Here is a 19,221-nt window from a genome sequence, read left to right as displayed (position 1 = left end):
GATAATAGTGTGATGAAGATCACATGGCAAGCGGTTGGTGTAATTTTTCAATCAAAATGAAACACTTTCACCTTTATTGCTCTTTATTACTGCTGAAAACGCTTTTTCTGTAATTAAATTACAGATTGTTGTGTCAAAAATCGGTTGGGGGCTCCTGCTCCTCCATCAATTCCAGCAGGTTGATGGCCACCGAAATGAAGTCTGACTCGGTGACGATGCCGATGAGCTTGCGTCCCTTGAGCACCGGCAGACAGCCATACCGGTGGCGCTGCAGGTAGAGCGCAGCCTCCTTGATGCCGGCATGGGGATCCACGCTCGCAACCTGGCGGGTCATGATCTCGTCAAGGTGGACGCTGTCGGTAAATTCCGCCTCCCGCTCCGGGCTTATCAGCAGCAGCTTGGATTCGCGGGTGGCCAGGATGTCGGTGAGGGTGACCAGCCCCTGCAGATGGTGGTGTTCGTCAACGATGGGAATGTGGCGGATCCGCTCCTGCTGCATCAGATCCATCGCCTGTTTGACGCTGTTCTCCGGCCCCAGGGTAAAGGGATGTTCTGTCATGATCTCGGATATGGTCATCATGGTAGGCCTCCTGATTGCATTGGTTTTTCTTCTCCGCCTGTCTCCACCCTAGCCCAGCCATGGGTGGCAAAACATGATCAGGGTCAATACAAAACATTAAAGAGTCATTAACCGGTTAGTGCTCACAAAATTGCCCGCTACCCCTTGTCTCTCTTGGGTTTTTGGTCTTTTGGGTTGCCTTGGAAGATGGGGATAACTAGACTAGCCGCCGATTCCCCCCGAGGTGAAAGATGCAAGTATCCGATTTTCATTTTGATCTGCCAGACGAGCTGATTGCCCGCTATCCGATGGCGGAGCGTACCGCCAGCCGCCTGTTGCAGCTCGACGGTCAAACTGGCGCTCTGCGCCACGGTCAATTTGTCGATGTGCTGGATCAGCTCAATCCGGGCGATCTGCTGGTATTCAACAACACCCGCGTCATTCCGGCGCGCATGTTTGGCCAGAAGGCCAGCGGTGGCAAGCTGGAGGTACTGGTCGAGCGCATTCTGGACGAGCACAGCGTGCTGGCTCATGTCCGGGCATCCAAGGCACCCAAGCCGGGCACCCGGATGATCATGGATGGGGGCGTGGAGGCAGAGATGCGCGCCCGTCACGACGCCTTGTTCGAGATCCACTTCCTCGACCCGCGTCCGGTACTGGAGATTTTGGAAGCCATCGGCCACATGCCGCTGCCCCCCTACATCGACCGTCCCGACGAGGATGCCGACAAGGAGCGCTACCAGACTGTTTACAATCAAAAGCCGGGCGCCGTTGCCGCGCCGACCGCCGGTCTGCACTTTGATGAGCCGCTGCTTGAGAAAATTCGGGCCAAAGGGGTTGAAACGGCCTTCGTCACCCTGCATGTAGGGGCGGGGACCTTCCAGCCGGTGCGGGTTGAGAAGATTGAAGATCACCACATGCACTCCGAGTATGCGGAAGTGCCGCAAGAGGTGGTGGATGCCATCGCGGCCACCCGTGCCCGTGGTGGTCGGGTGATTGCGGTGGGGACCACATCGGTGCGTTCGCTGGAGAGCGCGGCCAAGGTCACACTGGCGCAGGGCAAACCGCTGGCGCCCTTCTTTAGTGACACCGATATCTTCATCTTCCCTGGCTACCAGTTCCAGATTGTCGATGCCATGGTCACCAACTTCCATCTGCCGGAGTCGACCTTGATCATGCTGGTCAGTGCCTTTGCCGGTTATGACAACGTGATGGCGGCCTATCAGGCAGCGGTGGCCGAGCAGTACCGTTTCTTCAGCTACGGGGACGCCATGTTCGTCACCCGTCGCCAGGTTGAAGCATAAGCTTCAGCGTATTTACCGGGCCCTGAGCGGCCCTCCTATTGTCAGACTGTTTCTCTGACTGAATCGAGGTAGCAATGAAATTTGAACTGAAAACCACCGACGGCCGTGCCCGTCGCGGTCAACTGGTCTTCGAACGTGGCGTGGTACAAACGCCGGCCTTTATGCCGGTCGGTACCTACGGCACCGTCAAGGGGATGACCCCTGAAGAAGTGCGTGAAACCGGTGCCCAGATCCTGCTGGGCAACACCTTCCACCTCTGGCTGCGCCCGGGTCAGGAAGTGATGCGTGCCCACGGTGATCTGCACGATTTCATGAACTGGCAGGGGCCGATCCTGACTGACTCCGGTGGTTTCCAGGTATTCAGCCTGGGCCATATTCGCAAGATCACCGAAGCGGGCGTCCACTTCCGTCACCCCATCAATGGCGAGAAGATCTTCCTCGACCCCGAGAAGTCCATGGAGATCCAGTACGATCTGGGCTCCGACATCGTGATGATCTTCGATGAGTGCACGCCCTATCCGGCTACTTACGAAGAGGCGCGCAAGTCGATGGAGATGTCCCTGCGCTGGGGTAAGCGTTCTCGTGACAAGTTTGATGCGCTCGGCAACAAGAATGCCCTGTTCGGCATTATTCAGGGGTCAGTTTATGAAGATCTACGGGATGTCTCTCTCAAGGGGCTGCTGGAGATCGGTTTCGACGGTTATGCGGTCGGCGGTCTGGCGGTGGGTGAGCCCAAAGAGGATATGCACCGCATCCTCGAGCACGTTTGCCCGAAAATTCCGGCCGACAAGCCACGCTACCTGATGGGGGTCGGCAAACCGGAAGATCTGGTGGAGGGGGTTCGCCGCGGTATCGACATGTTCGACTGCGTCATGCCGACCCGCAACGCCCGCAACGGTCATCTGTTTACCACTGATGGCGTAGTGAAGATCCGCAACGCTCAGCACCGCAACGACACCAGCACCCTGGATGCCGAGTGCGATTGCTACACCTGCAAGAACTACAGCCGCAGCTACCTGCACCATCTGGACAAGTGCAACGAGATCCTCGGTGCCCGTCTGAATACGATCCATAACCTGCGTTATTACCAGCGTGTGATGCAGGGTTTGCGGGACGCGATCGAGCAGGGTAAATTAGACGACTTTGTAACTGAGTTTTACCGTCGGCAAGGGAAGCCTGTGCCTCCGTTAGCTGAAAATGACGTTAAATAACAACAACATATAATTTTGTTTTTCAAATCTACATCAATAAGAGGTTGTTAAATGAGCATTATCTCCAAGGCGTATGCAGAAGGCGCAGCACCGGGTGCACAGGGTGGTGGTATGGAAATGATCATCATGCTGGCCGTATTTGGCCTGATCTTCTACTTCATGATCTATCGTCCCCAGGCCAAGCGCGCCAAAGATCATCGCAATCTGATGAGCTCCTTGTCCAAGGGTGATGAAGTGCTCACTTCCGGTGGTCTGGTTGGCAAGATTGCCAAAGTGGCTGCTGACAGCGATTACCTGGTGATCGCTCTGAACGACCAGACTCAAGTCACCATCAAAAAGGACTTCGTCTCTGCCGTTCTGCCCAAGGGTTCTATCCAGTCCCTTTAATCTCCCAAGGAGCACAGCGTGTTGAATCGCTATCCGCTGTGGAAATACCTGATGGTGGTCTTCGTGATCGCCATCGGTTTTCTATATGCAGCCCCCAATCTTTACGGCGAAGACCCGGCCCTGCAGGTTTCTGCCAGCCGTGGTGCCGAAGTCAAGCTAGATACCCTTGACCTGGTGACACAGACGCTCGACGAGGCGAAAATCCCGGTCAAACATGCTGCGTTCGAGCACGGTCTGATCCTGATCCGTTTCAAGAACACCGAAGACCAGCTCAAGGCGCGCGATATTGTTGCCAACAAGCTGGGTGACAACTTCATTACCGCACTCAACCTGGCACCTTCCACTCCCGCCTGGCTCGAAGCCATCGGTGCGGCCCCTCTGAAGCTGGGTCTTGACCTGCGCGGTGGTGTGCACTTCCTGATGGAAGTGGACATGGCCGAAGCACTGACCAAGCAGCAAGAGCAGATGGTGCAGGATTTCCGTGCCGAGCTGCGCACCCAGAAGATCCGTTACTCCGGCGTGCGCCGGGTCGGTGATCAGGTGCAGTTGATCTTCCGTGACGAAGCCGATCAGGAACGCGCCGTTTCTCATCTGCGTCGTCAGAACCCTGATTTGACTTTCACTACCGAGCAGAAAGGGGATGAGTTCATCCTGCTGGCTGGTCTGAGCGAAGCCAAGATCAAGGAAGTGAAGAAGTACGCCCTGGAGCAGAACATCACCATCATCCGTAACCGGGTCAACGAACTGGGTGTGGCCGAGCCGTTGGTACAACAGCAAGGCGCCGAGCGCATTGTCGTTGAACTGCCCGGTATTCAGGACACTGCCCGCGCCAAGGAAATCCTGGGGGCGACCGCTACCCTGGAGTTCCACATGGTGGATGAGGCTGCTGATATTCAGGCTGCCGCGGAAGGGCGAGTACCTCCCAGCTCCAAGGTCTATACCGATCGCAATGGTCGTCCTGTGGTACTGCACAAGCGGGTGATCCTGACCGGTGACCACATCGTGGGTGCCCAGTCCGGTTTCGACGAGTACAGCCGTCCCCAGGTCAACATCAAGCTGGATGGCCAGGGTGGCAACAAGATGGCCAACTTTACCAAGGACAACGTGGGTAAAGGGATGGCGACTGTCTTCATCGAGTACAAGCCGGTTGGTCAGCCTGGTCCGGATGGCAAGCGCAAGTTCCGCAAGCAGGAGGAGGTGATCAACGTCGCCACCATCCAGTCGCGTCTTGGCAGCCAGTTCCGTATCACAGGTATCGACAACGCCAACGAAGCCCACAACCTGGCGCTGCTGCTGCGTGCCGGTGCCCTGATCGCCCCGATCCAGATCGTGGAAGAACGCACCATTGGCCCGAGCCTGGGTCAACAGAACATCGACAGCGGTATGGAAGCCATCGGCTGGGCCATGCTGGTGATCGTGCTGTTCATGGGGATCTACTACCGCGCGTTCGGCTGGGTCGCCAACCTGGCGCTCTGTATGAACCTGGTGTTGATTGTCGGCATCATGTCGATGATCCCGGGTGCCACCATGACCCTGCCGGGGATCGCCGGTATCGTCTTGACGCTGGGGATGGCGGTGGATGCCAACGTGCTGATCTACGAGCGTATTCGTGAAGAGATCCGCAACGGTCGCGGTGTTCAGCAAGCCATCCATCTGGGCTTTGATCGGGCATTCTCCACCATCGCCGACTCCAACGTGACCTCGCTGATCACTTGCGTGATCCTGTTCGGTATCGGTACTGGCGCCATCAAGGGCTTTGCCCTGACGCTGGGCATTGGTCTGACCGCCTCCATGTTTACTGCCATCACAGTTTCCCGTGCCATTATCAACCTGGCTTGGGGTGGACGGCGTATCGACAAGCTGCCCATCTGAGGATAGAGAGATGTTTCAGATTCTACATTTTGAAAAACCGATCCCGTTTATGCGCTATGCCAAGCCGGGTGTGGTTTTCTCTTCCGTGCTGATGGTGGTAGCCCTGTTCTTCCTGTTTGATCGGGGGCTGAACTGGGGTCTGGACTTTACCGGTGGAACCACCATCGAGGTGGGATTCCAGCAGTCGGTGAGCCTGGACAAGATCCACGACGTTCTGGAAGAGCAGAAGATTGAAGGGGCCACCCTGCAACACTTTGGCTCCAGCCGTGACGTGCTGTTCCGTCTGACCCCGAAAGAGGGGGTCAAGGTCGAGCAGCAGGGTAACGAGGTGCTTGCGGCGGCCAAGCTGCTCGATGAGGGCGCAGTGCTCAAACGCGTCGAATTCGTCGGCCCTTCAGTCGGTGACGAGCTGGCCACTGACGGGGCGCTGGCGATGCTGGCCTCCATCATCTGTATCCTGATCTACGTGGCGGTGCGCTTTGAATGGCGTCTGGCCATGGGCGGCATTCTCTCGCTGGTGCATGACGTGGTGATCACCCTGGGTGTCTTTGCCTACTTCCAGTACGAGTTCGACTTGACCGTACTGGCGGCGCTGATGACCCTGGTGGGTTACTCCCTGAACGATACCATCGTAGTGTTCGACCGCTTGCGGGAGAACTTCCGCAAGGTGCGTAAAGGGGATACCGACTACATCCTGGATCTCTCCATGACCGAGACCCTGAGCCGTACTATCATCACCTCCGGCCTCACCTTCGTGGTGGTGCTGGCGCTGCTGCTCAAGGGCGGCGCGCTGATCCACGGTTTTGCCGTGGCCATGGTGATCGGTGTGGCTTTCGGTACCTACTCCTCCATCTATGTGGCGAGTGCGTTTGCCATGTTCCTCGGCGTCAAGCGCGAGCACATGCTGCCCACCCAGGTAGAGAAAGAGGGCGCGGATCAGCAGGAGATCCTGCCGTAACAGAAAGAGCGCCTAATGGCGCTCTTTTCTTATCTCTGCGTGTCGTTTGCTGACGCAGATGATGTCAACAAAAGGAGCTTGCCATGCAACACAATCCCCGTTTTTTGGCGCTGGTTGACGGGATCCGCTCCCGCATCACCGAAACCGATGTTCACCAGATCAAGCGCTGGCAGGATGAAGGGCGCACGTTTCACCTGATCGACGTGCGGGAAGAGAGCGAGTGGGCCAAAGGCCATCTGCCCGGAGCCCAATATCTGGGTCGTGGAGTGATTGAGCGGGATATCGAGACCCTGTTCCCGGATCCCGAGACCACACTCTATCTCTATTGTGGTGGCGGTTTTCGCTCCGTACTGGCGGCCGACAATTTGCAACAGATGGGTTATCGCAACGTAATCAGTGTTGACGGCGGTTTTCGCGGCTGGCTGGAGGCCGGATACCCTGTCGAATCCTGATTTATTTGATGGAGAGGGGCTCAGCTACATGACAAAGTGGCGGCTGACCTTTACCATATGCGGGGTCAAGCGTAAGCGTCGGAGTGTTCATTGAACGTCAGGAAAGGGATTGGATACCTCCTTGGTATCCTGTTGTTGCTCCCCATGTGGGGTTGCAGCAGTAGCAGTCATGTCAACACCCCTAAGGTTCCCAAGGCGCAGCCTGCTTCACTGGTATTGGCGACCCCCCTGCAGGTCTCCTACCAAAGCGAGTTGGCGCTCGCCCGACTCGGGCAGATGCTGAGTGAAATGGAGTTGACCACGGAGCAACGGGCCGAGTTGTTCTATGAACGTGCCGTGGTGTTTGATCGCGTCGGCTTGCGTTCCCTCGCTCGTCTCGATTTCAACCGGGCCCTGCGGGAGAAGCCGGATTTCGCCGAAGCCTACAACTTCATCGGTGTCTATCTGGTACAGCAGCAGAACTACGACGAAGCCTATGAGGCATTCGACTCAGCCCTCGAGCTGGCACCCGATTATGACTATGCCTACCTTAACCGCGGCATTGCCCTCTATTACGGTAACCGTCCCGAGCTGGCTGCGGCCGATATGAAGCGTTTCTACGAAGCTCAGCCGGAAGACCCCTATCGGGTGATCTGGCTCTATCTGGCCGAGCAGAAGCTCAATCCCGCTGCGGCCATGAGCCGGATGCGCGAGCGCCTCAACAAGTACGATGACGATGCCTGGAACTGGGATCTGGTGCGTCTCTACACAGGTGAGATCAACGCGTCCCAGCTGATGGGCAACGTGGTGAAAGGGGTGAAGGATAACCGGGAGCTGGCCGAGCGCCTGTGTGAAACCTATTTCTATCTGGGCAAGTTCGAGTTGGGCAAAGGCAACCGCAAGGAAGCCATCAGCTACTTCAAGTTGGCGCTCTCCAACAACGTCTATGACTTCATCGAGCACCGCTATGCTCTGCTCGAACTGGAGCTGATGGCACGCAAGCCCTTACCGCCGGGAGCCCAGAGCAAAGGCGAACAGCCCTCCTGAATGGAGATGGCGATTACCCAGTGATAGAAAACCTCGGTATGAGGCTAATGCCAGTCAGTGAAACCTGACTGGCATTGTTTTTATCTGCTTTTTCACACCTACTCCCGTGGCTTGGCTCCATGTCACAGTGAGCTGCGTGTCGCTAATCCACACAACCCCGCCAGTTTTTCCAACTCTGCCGCCCGCTTCTGAATAATGCACGGGCACGTCTGATCCATGCAGCTCAACAGATGGATGGGGCCGATGCCGTGTGAAACCCGGCCGGCTCGTCGTATGCCTCCTGATATGGGTGATTTGCTTCCCTATCGCGGTGGGCGACTGGTTGACTATCTGCGCCTCTTGTTCGACTCCTGCCGGACTGCACTTTTAAATCGTCTCGTCTGACGAGAGGGAGTAAATATGCGTGCTGACCCGTGCTTTTACACTCCGTTACATCTGCTCGTCCTGTGACCGCCCCATAATGGCCCCTGATCCCCTAACCCTGTGCGATGGGGGGCGGATCAGTAGCCGATAAGGTGGAGATCACGAGCAGTTTCCTGTCAGCACGGAGGCCAGAACGGCAGATGTCACAGAGCGTATCAAACCAGGTGATCAGACGAATGCTGGGAGCCTGCCAGCAGCAGGGGGGAGATCCCGATGCCATTCTGATGGCGGGCGGCCTCACGTCGTTCGACATCGAGCGGGAGCAGGGCCGGCTGCCGGCCCACAGCCACTACCGGATGCTGCAACTGATGCAGCCCTATCTGGCCAGTTTTCACGAAACCATCCTCTCCTACGACATCGGCCAGCTCTACCAGCACTATCCACCCCTCATCAGCCTGTGCCTGAACCAGCCCTCGCCGCGGGCGGCGCTCGAGGTGCTGTTGGCCTATCGCCCCATCATCGGCAGTTGTGACGAGCTGCGGGTGCGGCGGGGGGCGCAGGCCAGCCAATACCTGTATGTCAATCAGGGGCCTGCCAGCCTGGGGGCGAGTCAGGCCATCCCCAACTTCATCATCCTCTACCGGATTTTGCGGGTCTATCTGGCGGCTCCCCAGGTCTCGGTGGGCTTCACGGGGCGGCCGCCACCGCGCCATCAGCTGCTGGATCAATTCTTTGGAGCCCGCTGCCGCTGGGAGCAGGGGGAAAACACCCTGACCATCGACAACGCCCAGCTCGACTGCCCCAGCCACTGCTACAACGAACCACTGGGTCATCTGCAGCTGGCCCAGCTGGCGCAGATCTGCGCCGACATCGCCGAGCGGGCCCCCTTTGCCTATCTGGTGGGGGAGCGGATCCGCCACAAGATCCGGGAAGGGGAGCTGGAGAGCGACGAGAGCCTGCTCAAGGAGGTGTGCGCGGCCATGAATGTCAGCCGCTGGACCCTCAATCGCAAATTGCAGGGGGAGGGGAGCAGCTTCTCCACCCTGCTGAGGGAGGCGAGGGTGAACGAAGCTTGCCGCTTGCTGGGCGAGGGGGATCAACCGCTGCAGAACATCAGCGATCGGGTCGGCTTCTCGTCCCAGAGCGCCTTCAACCGTTTCTTCAAGGCCAACACCCGCATGACGCCGCTGGCCTATCGCAACGCCCGCCAATAACAACGGGACCGGCGCAAGGCCGGTCCCGTGGGCGGGTCATTGCTGGGCAATGTTCGAGCAAGGCCAGGCTGGGAGCCCGGCCGTGCCTGCCTCTGTTAGCGAGTGACGGTGGTGACGCTGGCGGGATCCACCCCGGTCGGCAGTGCCAGTGCCCCTGGCGTGGTGTTGCTCACCACTATCTCCTTGCTCACCGTGAAGCTGACCGGCGTGTTGGCGGAGACATCCGACGAGGGGCTGATGTAGGCGCTGTAGCGACCCGGCTCCACGATCCACTGGTTGCTGGCTTCATCGAAGCTGGCGAGGATGCTGGCCGGAATGGTGAAGCTCAGCTGTTCGCTGGCCCCCGGTGCCAGCTGCGCCGTCTTGGCAAAGGCCTTGAGCTCGATGAGCGGTTTCTTCAGCTTGACCTCGGGGGCGGTCACATAGACCTGGGCCGCCTCCTTGCCTGCCACGGCACCCGTGTTGGTGATGGTGGCGGTCAGCACCAGGCTGCCGGCACTGCCCCTCTCCAGGGTATTGCTGGCGATGGCGGGGCTGGTGTAGCTGAAGCTGGTGTAGGAGAGACCGAAGCCGAACGGGTAGGAGACCGTCTGCTCGAAGGTGCTGTAGTAGCGATAGCCCACGTAGATCCCCTCGTTGTAGTAGAGATCGTCCGGTTCGCCGTCTCCGTCGGTGTCCTCACCCGGGAAGGTGCCGGCGGAGGGTACGCTGGCGTAGCTTTGAGGGAAGCTCTGGGCCAGTTTGCCGCTCGGGTTGACCGCGCCGGAGAGCACGTCCGCCACCGCGTGGCCGGTCTCCTGGCCAGCCATGTAGGCCAGCAGGATGCCATCCACCTTGTCGCTCCACTGGGCGGTGTCGATGACGCCGTTGACGTTGAGCACCACCACCACCTTCTTGCCCTGGGCGTGGAAGGCGCTGCTCACCGCGTCGATGAGGGCGCGCTCGTCATCACCGAGCAGATAGTCCCCCTTGCCGCTGCTGCGATCCGCCCCTTCCCCGGCCTGGCGGCCGATGCTGATGACGGCGGCTTGCTGGGTAGCGGCCGCACTGGCGATCAGGGCCGCCAGCTCGCCGCTGATTGGCGCCTCGGCGCAGGTGTAGTAGCCCTTGGCGCCAAATTGCCCCTCGTGATAGACCTTGTTGTTCTCGTAAAAATCGCGGTAGTAACTCTGCAACGCCTCGTTGACCGGGAAGCGTGCCGCCAGTCCCTGCGCGATGGTGGTGGTGCTGGCGGCGTTCACATCCCCGCTGCCGGTGCCGCCCTTGTAGGTGTTGATCTGGTTGATGCCAAAACTGGCCAGCGTGCTGCTTGCCGCCAGCGGCAGGGCCGCGGCGTGGTTGCGCAGCAGCACCATGCTCTCGGCACCGGCCTGACGGGCCAGTTTGGCGTGGGCGGTCAGGTCCGGGCTGTTGCTGATGGCCAGCTGGTTGTAGGAGGGGCTCTTCATTACCTGGGTCAGGATGTGGATGGCGGCCTCGTTTACCTTGGCTTCGTCGAGCTGGCCCTGCTCGATGGATTGCTGCAACTGCTCCTTGACGTTGCCCGGCTCGATCAAATCCTGTCCCGCCAGCACCTGCTTGTAGGCGTTGTTGGCCACGTCGCCGGCAAACCAGTCGGACATCACCAGGCCGTCGAACTTCCACTCGCCGCGCAGCAGGTCGGTCACCGCATCCTTGCGCTCGTTCACATAGGTGCCGTTGACCTTGTTGTAGGAGGTCATCACCGCCCAGGGCTGGGCCTCGTCCACCGCTATCTGGAAGCCGCGCAGATAGATCTCGCGGAAGGTTCTCGGTTCGCCGATGTCGTTGATCTGGTTGCGGTTGGTCTCGGAGTTGTTGCCGAAGTAGTGCTTGATGGTGGTGCCTACCCCGTTGCTCTCCACCCCGTTGACCATGGCGGCGCCGATTTTGCCGGTGAGCAGGGGGTCTTCCGAGTAGTACTCGAAGTTGCGGCCATTGAGGGGGTTGCGCTGGATGTTCATGCCCGGGGCCAGCAGGATGTCGACCCCGTACTGGCGCACCTCGTCCCCCATGGCTTCGCCGACGGCCTTGACCAGCTTGACGTCCCAGCTGGAGGCGAGCAGCGAGCCGATGGGCCAGGCGGTAGCGTAGTAGCTGGCGCTGTCACCGTCGCGGTTGGCGTTGATCCGCACCCCGGCCGGCCCGTCCGCCAGTTTGAGGGCCGGAATGTCGATGCCGTCCGCGCTGCGCAGCACGCCGTTGATGTAACCCGCCACGCCGGGCACGTCCTGCTTGACGTTGATGGCGCCGTTGGCACTGCCGTAACCGGGGCCGGAGAGCAGGTCCAGCTTCTCGCTCAGGGTCAGCTTGGCCACCATGGCCTCGGCCTGGTCGTGGTAATAGGCATCGTCCTTGACCAGGGGATCCGAGTCATTCTGGTTGCAACCGACCAGCAGGCCGGCCAGCGCCAGGCTGACACCCAGTGAAACCGCTTTCAATTTTGTGGTGATAGGCATGAAGACGTCCTCGTAACTGTCTGAATAAAAATAAAAAGGAGATATCGACACCGGGTGGAAGGCATCCGCCCGGGCTGGGCCGCTCTGCTGGCGGCTGCCATTGGATATCGCAAGGAAGGCCGAACGGGCCCGTGGGCCGGCGTTTGGCTGCAGGCAGGTTAACAAGCCGGGCGAGGGCCGCCTTGCCCCGGGGGAGCGAGAAATGTGCCGGCGGGAGCAAGGGTGCCGAGTTGTGAGCGAGGTCGCATCGAAAGGCGGTGCCAAACCAGGGGCTGAAAGTGACAAGAGGGGAGAAGGGCAGGGGAGATGCGGAAAAAACGGGTGGCCTGATGGCCAATGAAGATGACCGCGGGCAACACGCGAGGGGGCCGGCGGCCCCCTCGAAGATCAGCTGATATGCCCGGGCAATGGCCCGGGACGGCTCACTTGGGCTGTTTGAGGGCCCCGGCGAGTTCAATCTGCACCTTGACCCCCTCCTGCTTGAGCGCCGTGGCGACGGCGTTCAGATCGGTACCCGGCTTGGCTTCCAGCAGGGCGATGCCGCCGCTGCTCTGCTTGAAGCGCAGGCCGTGACGGCTGGCCAGTGCGCTGGCCTGGTCGTCATCGGCTTCCACCAGCAGGGTGCCGCTGACGGTGAGCTCGGGGCTGGCGGCCCCCTGCATCAGCACATCGCCACGGTGCAGGGTCTGCAGCGGTTCCTTGCCATCGAGACTGCGGGGGGTTCGCGACTTGCTGCCATGGTCGGGGATGAGGTAAGTCTGGCCATTTACCTCTATAGTGCGGTACTGCTTGCCCTCCAGAGTCACGGCTTCTGCCGCCACAGCATTAAGCACGAGGGGGGCCAACAGGCTGGCCAGCAGTAAGGTAACCGGTTTGTTCATGATAAAATTCCTCGCTTGTTAGCTGTGGTTGGCGTTGTGGCCAAGGATCCGCAAGGACCACTCGATCAGCTTGCCTGGCTGGCGGTTGTTGCGCTCGGTCAGGGTGGTGCGCTCACGGGTCTGGAGACTGAGCAGAGAGACCTCGCGATTACCGTTGGCAACGTCGGTTACTTCCAGTCGCCAGGCTCCTTGTGCCGGTTCACCATAAAACTTGTGGGAGAGCAGGCGCATGTCACGCAAGCCCTTGGTGCGCACATAGCCCATTTTTTGCAGATCGAGCGACTGGCCAACCAGGCTGTTGAACGGGTTCAGCAGTATGCTGCGGGTACCGGCGGGGGAAACCAGTTCGATCAGCAGATCGGGCAGACGCTGGTGATCCAGGCTGACCGTGACCTGTACCGCTTCGACGGTCAGCGGGGTTGCGACTGTGGCGGTCGAACTGGTCGGGCTATTGCCCACATCGGCAATGGCAGAGGAGGCGCGATCCACCGGTTTGACCTTCAGCCATGGCAACTGAACCAGTGGCGGCAGTGGCTGGTGAGTGGCCGCCAGCGCGAGAGCCTTGTTGACATCGATCAGGCCAAAGCCATAGGTGGGACTGAACCACATGCCGGCGGCATTCCGCTCCCACCCTTCCAGTCCCTTGACCTCACGGCGTTTTCCGGTGCTGCTGGTGTAGCTCACCATGACCGGAGGGTGCGCAGCATCAACCCGGGTAGCACTGCGTGCCAGCAGATCCCGTTGGTCCCGCACCGACAGATCGGGATAGGCAGACATTAGCAGCGCCATGGCGCCAGCGGTGCTCGGGGTCGCCGAAGAGGTGCCGTTCATCACACCGTTGTAGTCACAGCTGGCATCCAGTTGCAGGTCGCCGTGCAGCCGGTTGCTACTGGGATCATCGGTACGGTTGTAGCCCATGTCGCAACCGGGTAGATCCGTGGTGACCATGGCGGGGGAGTCGGTGCCATATTCGCCACCGGTGGCGCTCAGGAAGACGTTGCTGCCGACGCTGGAGTAGGAGGATCTGACACCATCTGCGTTGAGCGCACTTACTACCAGGTTCCAGAAGTTACTGTTCGAGGGGTCGATATTGCTGTTTTCAAACGGCAATTTGGGGCCGCTGCCGGTGCGGTTCAGCACATAGCCACCTGCCGCTATTCTGTTGAAGCCGTTGCCGGCAGCCTTGATATAGGCCGCCCCTTGCCGCTTGAGGGTCTGTTGTTCGAACAGACGATCGAGTTGCACCTGATCGAGATCGTTGGCCGGACGGGGATCCACCAGGCTCATGCCGTAGCTCTGGTTGAAGACCCGATTGTCGCGGCTGGCCTCGCTGTCGCCAAGGGCGTAGAGCCAATCCTGCTGCAGCTGTTCACTCTCGTCATCAAGCAGATTGAATCCCTGCAACTGGGCGCGGGGGGCGATCCCCTTGGTGCCTATGGTGTTGTCCACCGCGGCGATAATGCCCGCCACCGAGGTGCCATGGGCGGTATCCGGATTGGTCGGGGTCGGGTCATCGCTGCCGGTTACCACATTTTTTGAACCCGGACGCACGTTGTCCGCCAAATCCGGGTGGCCGATGGCCAAGCCATCATCCACTACCGCGATATTTATACCCTGTCCCAGCACGCCGGTACGGTGTGCCCACCAGAGGTTGAGGTCATTGCCTGCGATTCCTGCCCTGGCACTGAAGCCATCCTGGCCGCTGTTGAGCAGATACCACTGCTGAGCCTGCAGCGGGTTGATGCCGGGCAGGCAGCGTTCCGTGCTGCTGCGGCCAGTATCCAACCCGCTCTCCTTACCGCTGAGCGGGACACAACTTTCACTTGCCTGAACGAGTGCAACTGGCAGTGTCGACAGCAGCGCTGTGACCGTCAGCGCTAACGATGTTTGCTTCATTATTTTTAAACTCCATCTTATAGGGCACCTTCCTGGGTGCGAATGGAATCTACACATGGATAATGAAGAGTCAAAAGAGCCCGTTTTCATAAGTTTGATAAGATTCAAAGAAATCTGATCTTTTTTGTGGTAGGTATTCCATTGAGGCTTTCAGTGTGCTCTATTGAGAGCATTTATCATTTGCAATTATTGATCTTTCTGTAATTAACTGGCGTGGGTTGCAACCTGCTTTCGTGACTGTCCGATGCGCCGGCTGTGTGGGCATCATCTTGGCTCCCTTCTCTTTATCACCTGGCTTATTACCTTTCTCGTTTTTGTTGCTTGGCACCGGGCGCTGACTCTGATAGCTTGCTTTAAATGGCCTTTTAGATGTCTGGATTTCCATTTTCGACTCTGACAATCCGGCATCACTCGATAAATCTGCAGACAGGGAGTCTTTTATGTTGCGTGGTACCTTCCGCTTTTGTTCCGTATTGTTGCTGGCAAGCAGTCAGGCCGGCATCGTCCTGGCAGCCGATCCGGCCAAACAGGAGATTGTGATTGGCACTACCGTGGGGGATTTTGCCGACATGGTGACCGACTCCATCAAGCCACAGCTGGAGGCCAAGGGGTACAAGGTCAAGCTGGTGGAGTTTACCGACTATGTCTCCCCCAATATTGCGTTGGCCGACGGGTCGCTGGATGTGAATTGTTTCCAGCACAAACCCTATCTTGAAAGCTTTGCCAAGGATCGGGGGTTGTCGCTGGCACCTATTACCCAGGTGCCAACAGGCCCGATGGGGCTCTATTCCGGCAAGCTGGTCGCTCTCGACAAGGTGAAAGAGGGGAGTACAGTGGCCATCCCCAACGATCCCACCAATCAGGCGCGGGCGCTGTTGATGCTGCAGGATCTCGGCTGGCTTACTCTCAAGGAGGGGATCAATCCGCTCAAGGCGAGCGAATTTGATGTAGTGCGCAATCCGCACAACCTCAAGCTGGTACTGCTTGAAGCTGCACAACTACCTCGCGCTCGGGAGGATGTGGATTTTGCGGTGATAAACGGCAATTTCGCCGCCTCCAGCGGTATCCCGTTCACTGAAGGTCTCTTCCTGGAGCGTAGCTACGACTTTATCAACTGGGTGGTGGTAAAAAGTGCCGATGCGGACAAGCCCTTTGCCAAAGATGTGGCAGCAGCCTACAACTCGGCGGCCTTCAAGGACTATGCGATAAAGCGTTTCGTCGGCTACAAGTACCCGCAAGGGTGGGGGGGCTAAAGCCGGTCAGGGTGGAACGATTACGATATGGCATAAAAAAACGCCCCGGATTCGGGGCGTTTTACTGGGACAAAACCATCAGTGCCAAGGTCAATGATTGCGATAGAATCGGTTCAGCTCGTTCATCACCTGGATCATAGCGCCCATATCGGGAGTGCCATGTTTGATCGGACGATAGCTGTTGCGCTCCAGCAGTTCGAAGTCACCCTGTTTGTTGAAGTGGGTGATGGTGTCGCCTTCATAAATAGCGAAGTCGTTCTGATCCCCGGCCAGTAGCCAGTTACGCGGGCTGGTGTCGAACAGAGAGCGCCCCACACTGTAGTCCCGTGGCGGGTTGCGCACGCCCAGCAGGCTCTGCATCAGGGTCGGGGCCAGATCGAGATGGCTGCTCGGTCGCTCCACGACCTGGCTGCCACGTCCCGGCCAGGCAATTACCATCGGCACCTGAACCTGATAAAGGGAGTAGTTGTTGCCAGCGCCCCAGCTGTTGCTATGGGTATCGTTGAACTCCTGGCCATGATTGGAGGTGATCACCACCACAGTATTGCTGTCCATCCCCTGCTGTTGCAGCTTGGTCAACATATCTTCCAGCAACTGATCGGTATAGAAGACCGAGTTTTTGTAGCGATTCTCCAGTTTCTGCAGGTTTTCCGGCCGATAGGCGGTGGCCGGGTTGAAGTTGGTCAGCTCAGGCTGGAACGGCCCCTTCATGGTCGCGGGAAGTTGATAGTCGCCCGGGCTGGAGAGGTAGACCAGCGAGAACCAGGGGCGCTCCGGGGTGCGCTTCTCCAGCCACTGCTGCCAGTCGATCAGCAGCTTGCCATCATCGACCTGTTCGGAGACAAACACCTGTTTACGCAGACCGGAGAGGATGCTCTTGCGATACTTCTGGGCATCTTCCATCGCACCGAACAGCCCGAACTGGTAATCCTGGCGCAACATCTCGTCAAACAGCACCGGTGGACGCTTGTCGCTGCTGATCTCTTTGTAGTAGTGGCCGGGCAGGCCGTAAAAGAGGCCGAACATGCCCATCAAGTCGTCGTTTCCGGCACTGAGGTGATTGCGGAACGTCAGATGCTGATCCGCATAGCGCTGCAGATTGGGCATGTTGATGTTGTTGAGCATGTCAAAGCGCAGGGAGTCGACCACCACAATCAGTAGATTGCTGTGGGTCTGGGGGGCATTGACATTGAGCGGGCGCAGTGGGTAGTGCATCCTGCTGTCGCCTTCATCTCGCTGGGAGGCCGCCTGCTTCTCGTACTGATCCAGATCCAGCCAGCCATGTTTGGCCAGGAAGGAACGGGCCGTCATGGGGTAGGAGAGCGGGAAGTTGGCGCGCTGCATGGTGATGGGCTGATAGAGAGTGGCATCCGCCCAGCTGTTGACCACGTGGGTCAGGATAAAGCAGATCAGCAAGGCCAGCCCCACCTGATTGCCGTACTGACGGCGTTTGCGCTTGTTGATCTTGCGCCAGACATAGGCCGACAGCAGCAGCTGCAGCAGGAAGATGGTGGGGACGGCAATAAAGATAATGCTCCAGATCGAGCCCTCTTCGGTCTGGGCTTGATCCAGCAGCAATTGCCACACCTGGGCATTGAGGTGGAACTTGAATAGCCGGAACACCTGGGTGTCGATCAGCAGCAGCACCAGTGCCAGTGTCGCCACAATGGCGGAGATGAAACGCAGCGGTTTCTCTTTGGGCAGCAGGAAGCTGAGTGGGAAGATCGTCAACAGGTAAGTGACAAAACTTAAAAAAGAGAAGTGGCCAATCCAGCTTACAACGAGATAGACCACGCCAAGCGTGGTCGACGGCCAGTTGATGGCACCCAGATAGCGGGTGGCAATCAGCATGGCCAGAATGATGTTGAAGAAGGAGAACCAATGCCCCCAGGTGATCAGGCGAGAGACATTATCACGATAGGGGTTACCGGTTTCGACCATAGTGATCCATCTGCGTTGAGAAACGTCAAATCAACAGAGTCGCAGGACTCAGTGTGTGTCATGGCGGTTATCGACCGATGCGGTCAGGGCCTGGACAAACTTTTCTGTGATGGCCTGGCGTTGTGCCGGAGCCATACCATTGATGATATTGGTGGTCAGGTTGCCGAGCACCATCAGACTGAGATCCACCGGCGCTTTATGCTTTTCCAGGGCGGTGATCAGGTCGTTCATCAGGGCGTCAAACTGCTCGTTATTGTACTTTGATACGATGGGCATAATCTTCAGTTCATCTCGGTTCAAAGCGCCTTATAATACTTCACCCTTTCGGCTAACACTATGGCTTTGTGACATGAGTCTCGATATCGACAAGATCATTCTTCACTCCCTGCGCCAGGGCGGCGATGGTCAACCTCACGCCGACACCCGCAGCCAGCTTCTGCCTGCTGACGAGGCAGTACAGGGGCTGATGGCGGAGCTGCACCGCATTTACAATGGCAAGGGGGGCAAGGGCTTTGGCTTTTTTGCAGACCCCGAGGCCGCCGTCGCCGAGCTGGCTGACGGTGAAGAGGCTCCCAAACAGCCTTCTCCCCTGTTTCGCATTGCGCTGGAAAAACTGCTCGACGAGCAGCTCGAATTCGTCCCCTTCTCGGTGGAGATGACCCAGCTGCTGGTCAGGCAACTGGTGGAGCACGCCCTTGACGAGCAGGGGGTACTGCTGTTTGCCAAGTACAACTACGTGGGGGTTGACTACCTGATGATCGCTCTGCTGGAAGGCAAGGAGAGCGTCACCGTCAGCGAAGCGCTGGAGTTGCGTCATATCCAGTATCTCGATATCGGCAAACTCAATCTGGTGGCTCGTATCGATTTGACCGAATGGAAAACCCAACCGGATTCGCGCCGCTATATCACCTTCAGCAAGGGACGTATCGGTCGCAAACTGGGCGATTTCTTTATGGATCTGCTGGGGGCCCGTGAGGGGATGGATGCCAAGGTGCAGAATAAAGGCTTGCTGCAGGCGGTAGAAGATTATTGCGACAGTCGCCAGCTCGAACCGACCGAGCGCAATGACTATAAAAAGCAGGTCTTCAAATATTGCTCCGAACAGGCGAGTGCCGGTGAAGAGATCGAGATCAAGGAGCTGTCAGCAGAATTGCCCGGCGATGGCGATCTCGATTTTTACAGCTTTATCGGTCAGGAGTATGAGCTGGAAGAGCGTTTCCCGGCTGACCGTTCCACCCTGCGCGGCTTGACCAAGTTTGTCGGCTCCGGGGGCGGCCTGACCCTGAGCTTCGAGCAGAAACTGTTGAACTGCAGGGTGTTTTATGACCCGCAGACCGATACCCTGACCATCAAGGGGGTGCCGCCAAATCTCAAGGATCAGCTGCTGCGCCAGTCATAATGTGATCCGGCCTTCATTTTTGGCAAAA

General features: G+C 58.4%; 16 protein-coding genes. 10 read left to right on the top strand and 6 right to left on the bottom strand.

Annotation, left to right across the window (positions count from 1 at the left end; genetic code table 11):
- Positions 1-133: 133 nt before the first annotated feature.
- Positions 134-580 (bottom strand): CBS domain-containing protein, encoded by a 447-nt coding sequence (locus G5171_RS09295; protein WP_040066530.1) that lies wholly within the window; start codon positions 578-580, stop codon positions 134-136.
- A gap of 230 nt (positions 581-810) precedes the next feature.
- Between G5171_RS09295 and queA the strand changes: the two genes are divergently transcribed.
- From queA to G5171_RS09255, 8 genes are all read left to right on the top strand, one after another.
- Positions 811-1,863, top strand: coding sequence for a tRNA preQ1(34) S-adenosylmethionine ribosyltransferase-isomerase QueA (gene queA, locus G5171_RS09290; protein ID WP_335828135.1), 1,053 nt, complete (start codon positions 811-813; stop codon positions 1,861-1,863).
- 74 nt (positions 1,864-1,937) lie between these two features.
- Positions 1,938-3,074 (top strand): tRNA guanosine(34) transglycosylase Tgt, encoded by a 1,137-nt coding sequence (tgt, locus tag G5171_RS09285; protein ID WP_005337329.1) that lies wholly within the window; start codon positions 1,938-1,940, stop codon positions 3,072-3,074.
- 51 nt (positions 3,075-3,125) lie between these two features.
- Entirely contained in the window at positions 3,126-3,461 is a 336-nt protein-coding gene (gene yajC / locus G5171_RS09280; protein ID WP_005337327.1) for a preprotein translocase subunit YajC, read from the top strand.
- Positions 3,462-3,479: 18 nt separating this feature from the next.
- A complete protein-coding gene (gene secD, locus G5171_RS09275; RefSeq protein ID WP_421260079.1) occupies positions 3,480-5,333 on the top strand; it encodes a protein translocase subunit SecD in 1,854 nt (617 codons plus the stop codon).
- A 10-nt stretch (positions 5,334-5,343) separates the two neighbouring features.
- The gene (secF, locus tag G5171_RS09270) at positions 5,344-6,291 is read left to right on the top strand and encodes a protein translocase subunit SecF (protein ID WP_005344682.1); all 948 of its coding nucleotides are present in this window, start codon (positions 5,344-5,346) and stop codon (positions 6,289-6,291) included.
- An 83-nt stretch (positions 6,292-6,374) separates the two neighbouring features.
- Positions 6,375-6,743, top strand: a complete 369-nt coding sequence (locus G5171_RS09265; protein WP_005344690.1) for a rhodanese-like domain-containing protein — start codon at positions 6,375-6,377, stop codon at positions 6,741-6,743.
- Positions 6,744-6,833: 90 nt separating this feature from the next.
- Complete coding sequence (gene nlpI, locus G5171_RS09260; RefSeq protein WP_005344691.1) at positions 6,834-7,769, top strand: lipoprotein NlpI; 936 nt, start codon at positions 6,834-6,836, stop codon at positions 7,767-7,769.
- 599 nt (positions 7,770-8,368) lie between these two features.
- Entirely contained in the window at positions 8,369-9,346 is a 978-nt protein-coding gene (locus G5171_RS09255) for an AraC family transcriptional regulator (protein ID WP_216979029.1), read from the top strand.
- A 95-nt stretch (positions 9,347-9,441) separates the two neighbouring features.
- On the opposite strand, the gene G5171_RS09250 is transcribed toward G5171_RS09255, so the two are convergent.
- From G5171_RS09250 to G5171_RS09240, 3 genes are all read right to left on the bottom strand, one after another.
- Positions 9,442-11,823 carry a beta-glucosidase gene (locus G5171_RS09250; protein ID WP_421260078.1) on the bottom strand — a complete coding sequence of 794 codons (2,382 nt, stop codon included), beginning with the start codon at positions 11,821-11,823 and terminating at the stop codon, positions 9,442-9,444.
- Between the two features lie 422 nt (positions 11,824-12,245).
- The gene (locus G5171_RS09245) at positions 12,246-12,707 is read right to left on the bottom strand and encodes a serine protease chaperone (RefSeq protein WP_421260118.1); all 462 of its coding nucleotides are present in this window, start codon (positions 12,705-12,707) and stop codon (positions 12,246-12,248) included.
- Between the two features lie 15 nt (positions 12,708-12,722).
- On the bottom strand, positions 12,723-14,600 hold the full coding sequence (locus G5171_RS09240; protein ID WP_421213346.1) for a S8 family serine peptidase: 1,878 nt from the start codon (positions 14,598-14,600) through the stop codon (positions 12,723-12,725).
- 440 nt (positions 14,601-15,040) lie between these two features.
- Between G5171_RS09240 and G5171_RS09235 the strand changes: the two genes are divergently transcribed.
- The gene (locus G5171_RS09235; protein WP_216979026.1) at positions 15,041-15,853 is read left to right on the top strand and encodes a MetQ/NlpA family ABC transporter substrate-binding protein; all 813 of its coding nucleotides are present in this window, start codon (positions 15,041-15,043) and stop codon (positions 15,851-15,853) included.
- A 90-nt stretch (positions 15,854-15,943) separates the two neighbouring features.
- Here G5171_RS09235 and G5171_RS09230 read toward each other — a convergent pair whose 3' ends face one another.
- Together G5171_RS09230 and G5171_RS09225 are read right to left on the bottom strand one after the other, a co-directional pair.
- Complete coding sequence (locus G5171_RS09230) at positions 15,944-17,794, bottom strand: DUF3413 domain-containing protein (protein WP_005344698.1); 1,851 nt, start codon at positions 17,792-17,794, stop codon at positions 15,944-15,946.
- A 48-nt stretch (positions 17,795-17,842) separates the two neighbouring features.
- A complete protein-coding gene (locus tag G5171_RS09225; protein WP_005344699.1) occupies positions 17,843-18,070 on the bottom strand; it encodes a YejL family protein in 228 nt (75 codons plus the stop codon).
- 73 nt (positions 18,071-18,143) lie between these two features.
- On the opposite strand from G5171_RS09225, the gene yejK reads away from it, so the two are divergent.
- Positions 18,144-19,193 carry a nucleoid-associated protein YejK gene (gene yejK, locus G5171_RS09220; RefSeq protein ID WP_337073030.1) on the top strand — a complete coding sequence of 350 codons (1,050 nt, stop codon included), beginning with the start codon at positions 18,144-18,146 and terminating at the stop codon, positions 19,191-19,193.
- The last annotated feature ends 28 nt before the right edge of the window (positions 19,194-19,221 follow it).

The organism is Aeromonas sp. 600774, from assembly GCF_049175075.1.
Taxonomy (GTDB): domain Bacteria; phylum Pseudomonadota; class Gammaproteobacteria; order Enterobacterales; family Aeromonadaceae; genus Aeromonas; species Aeromonas veronii_A.
This window is presented reverse-complemented; position numbering and strand designations above follow the sequence as displayed.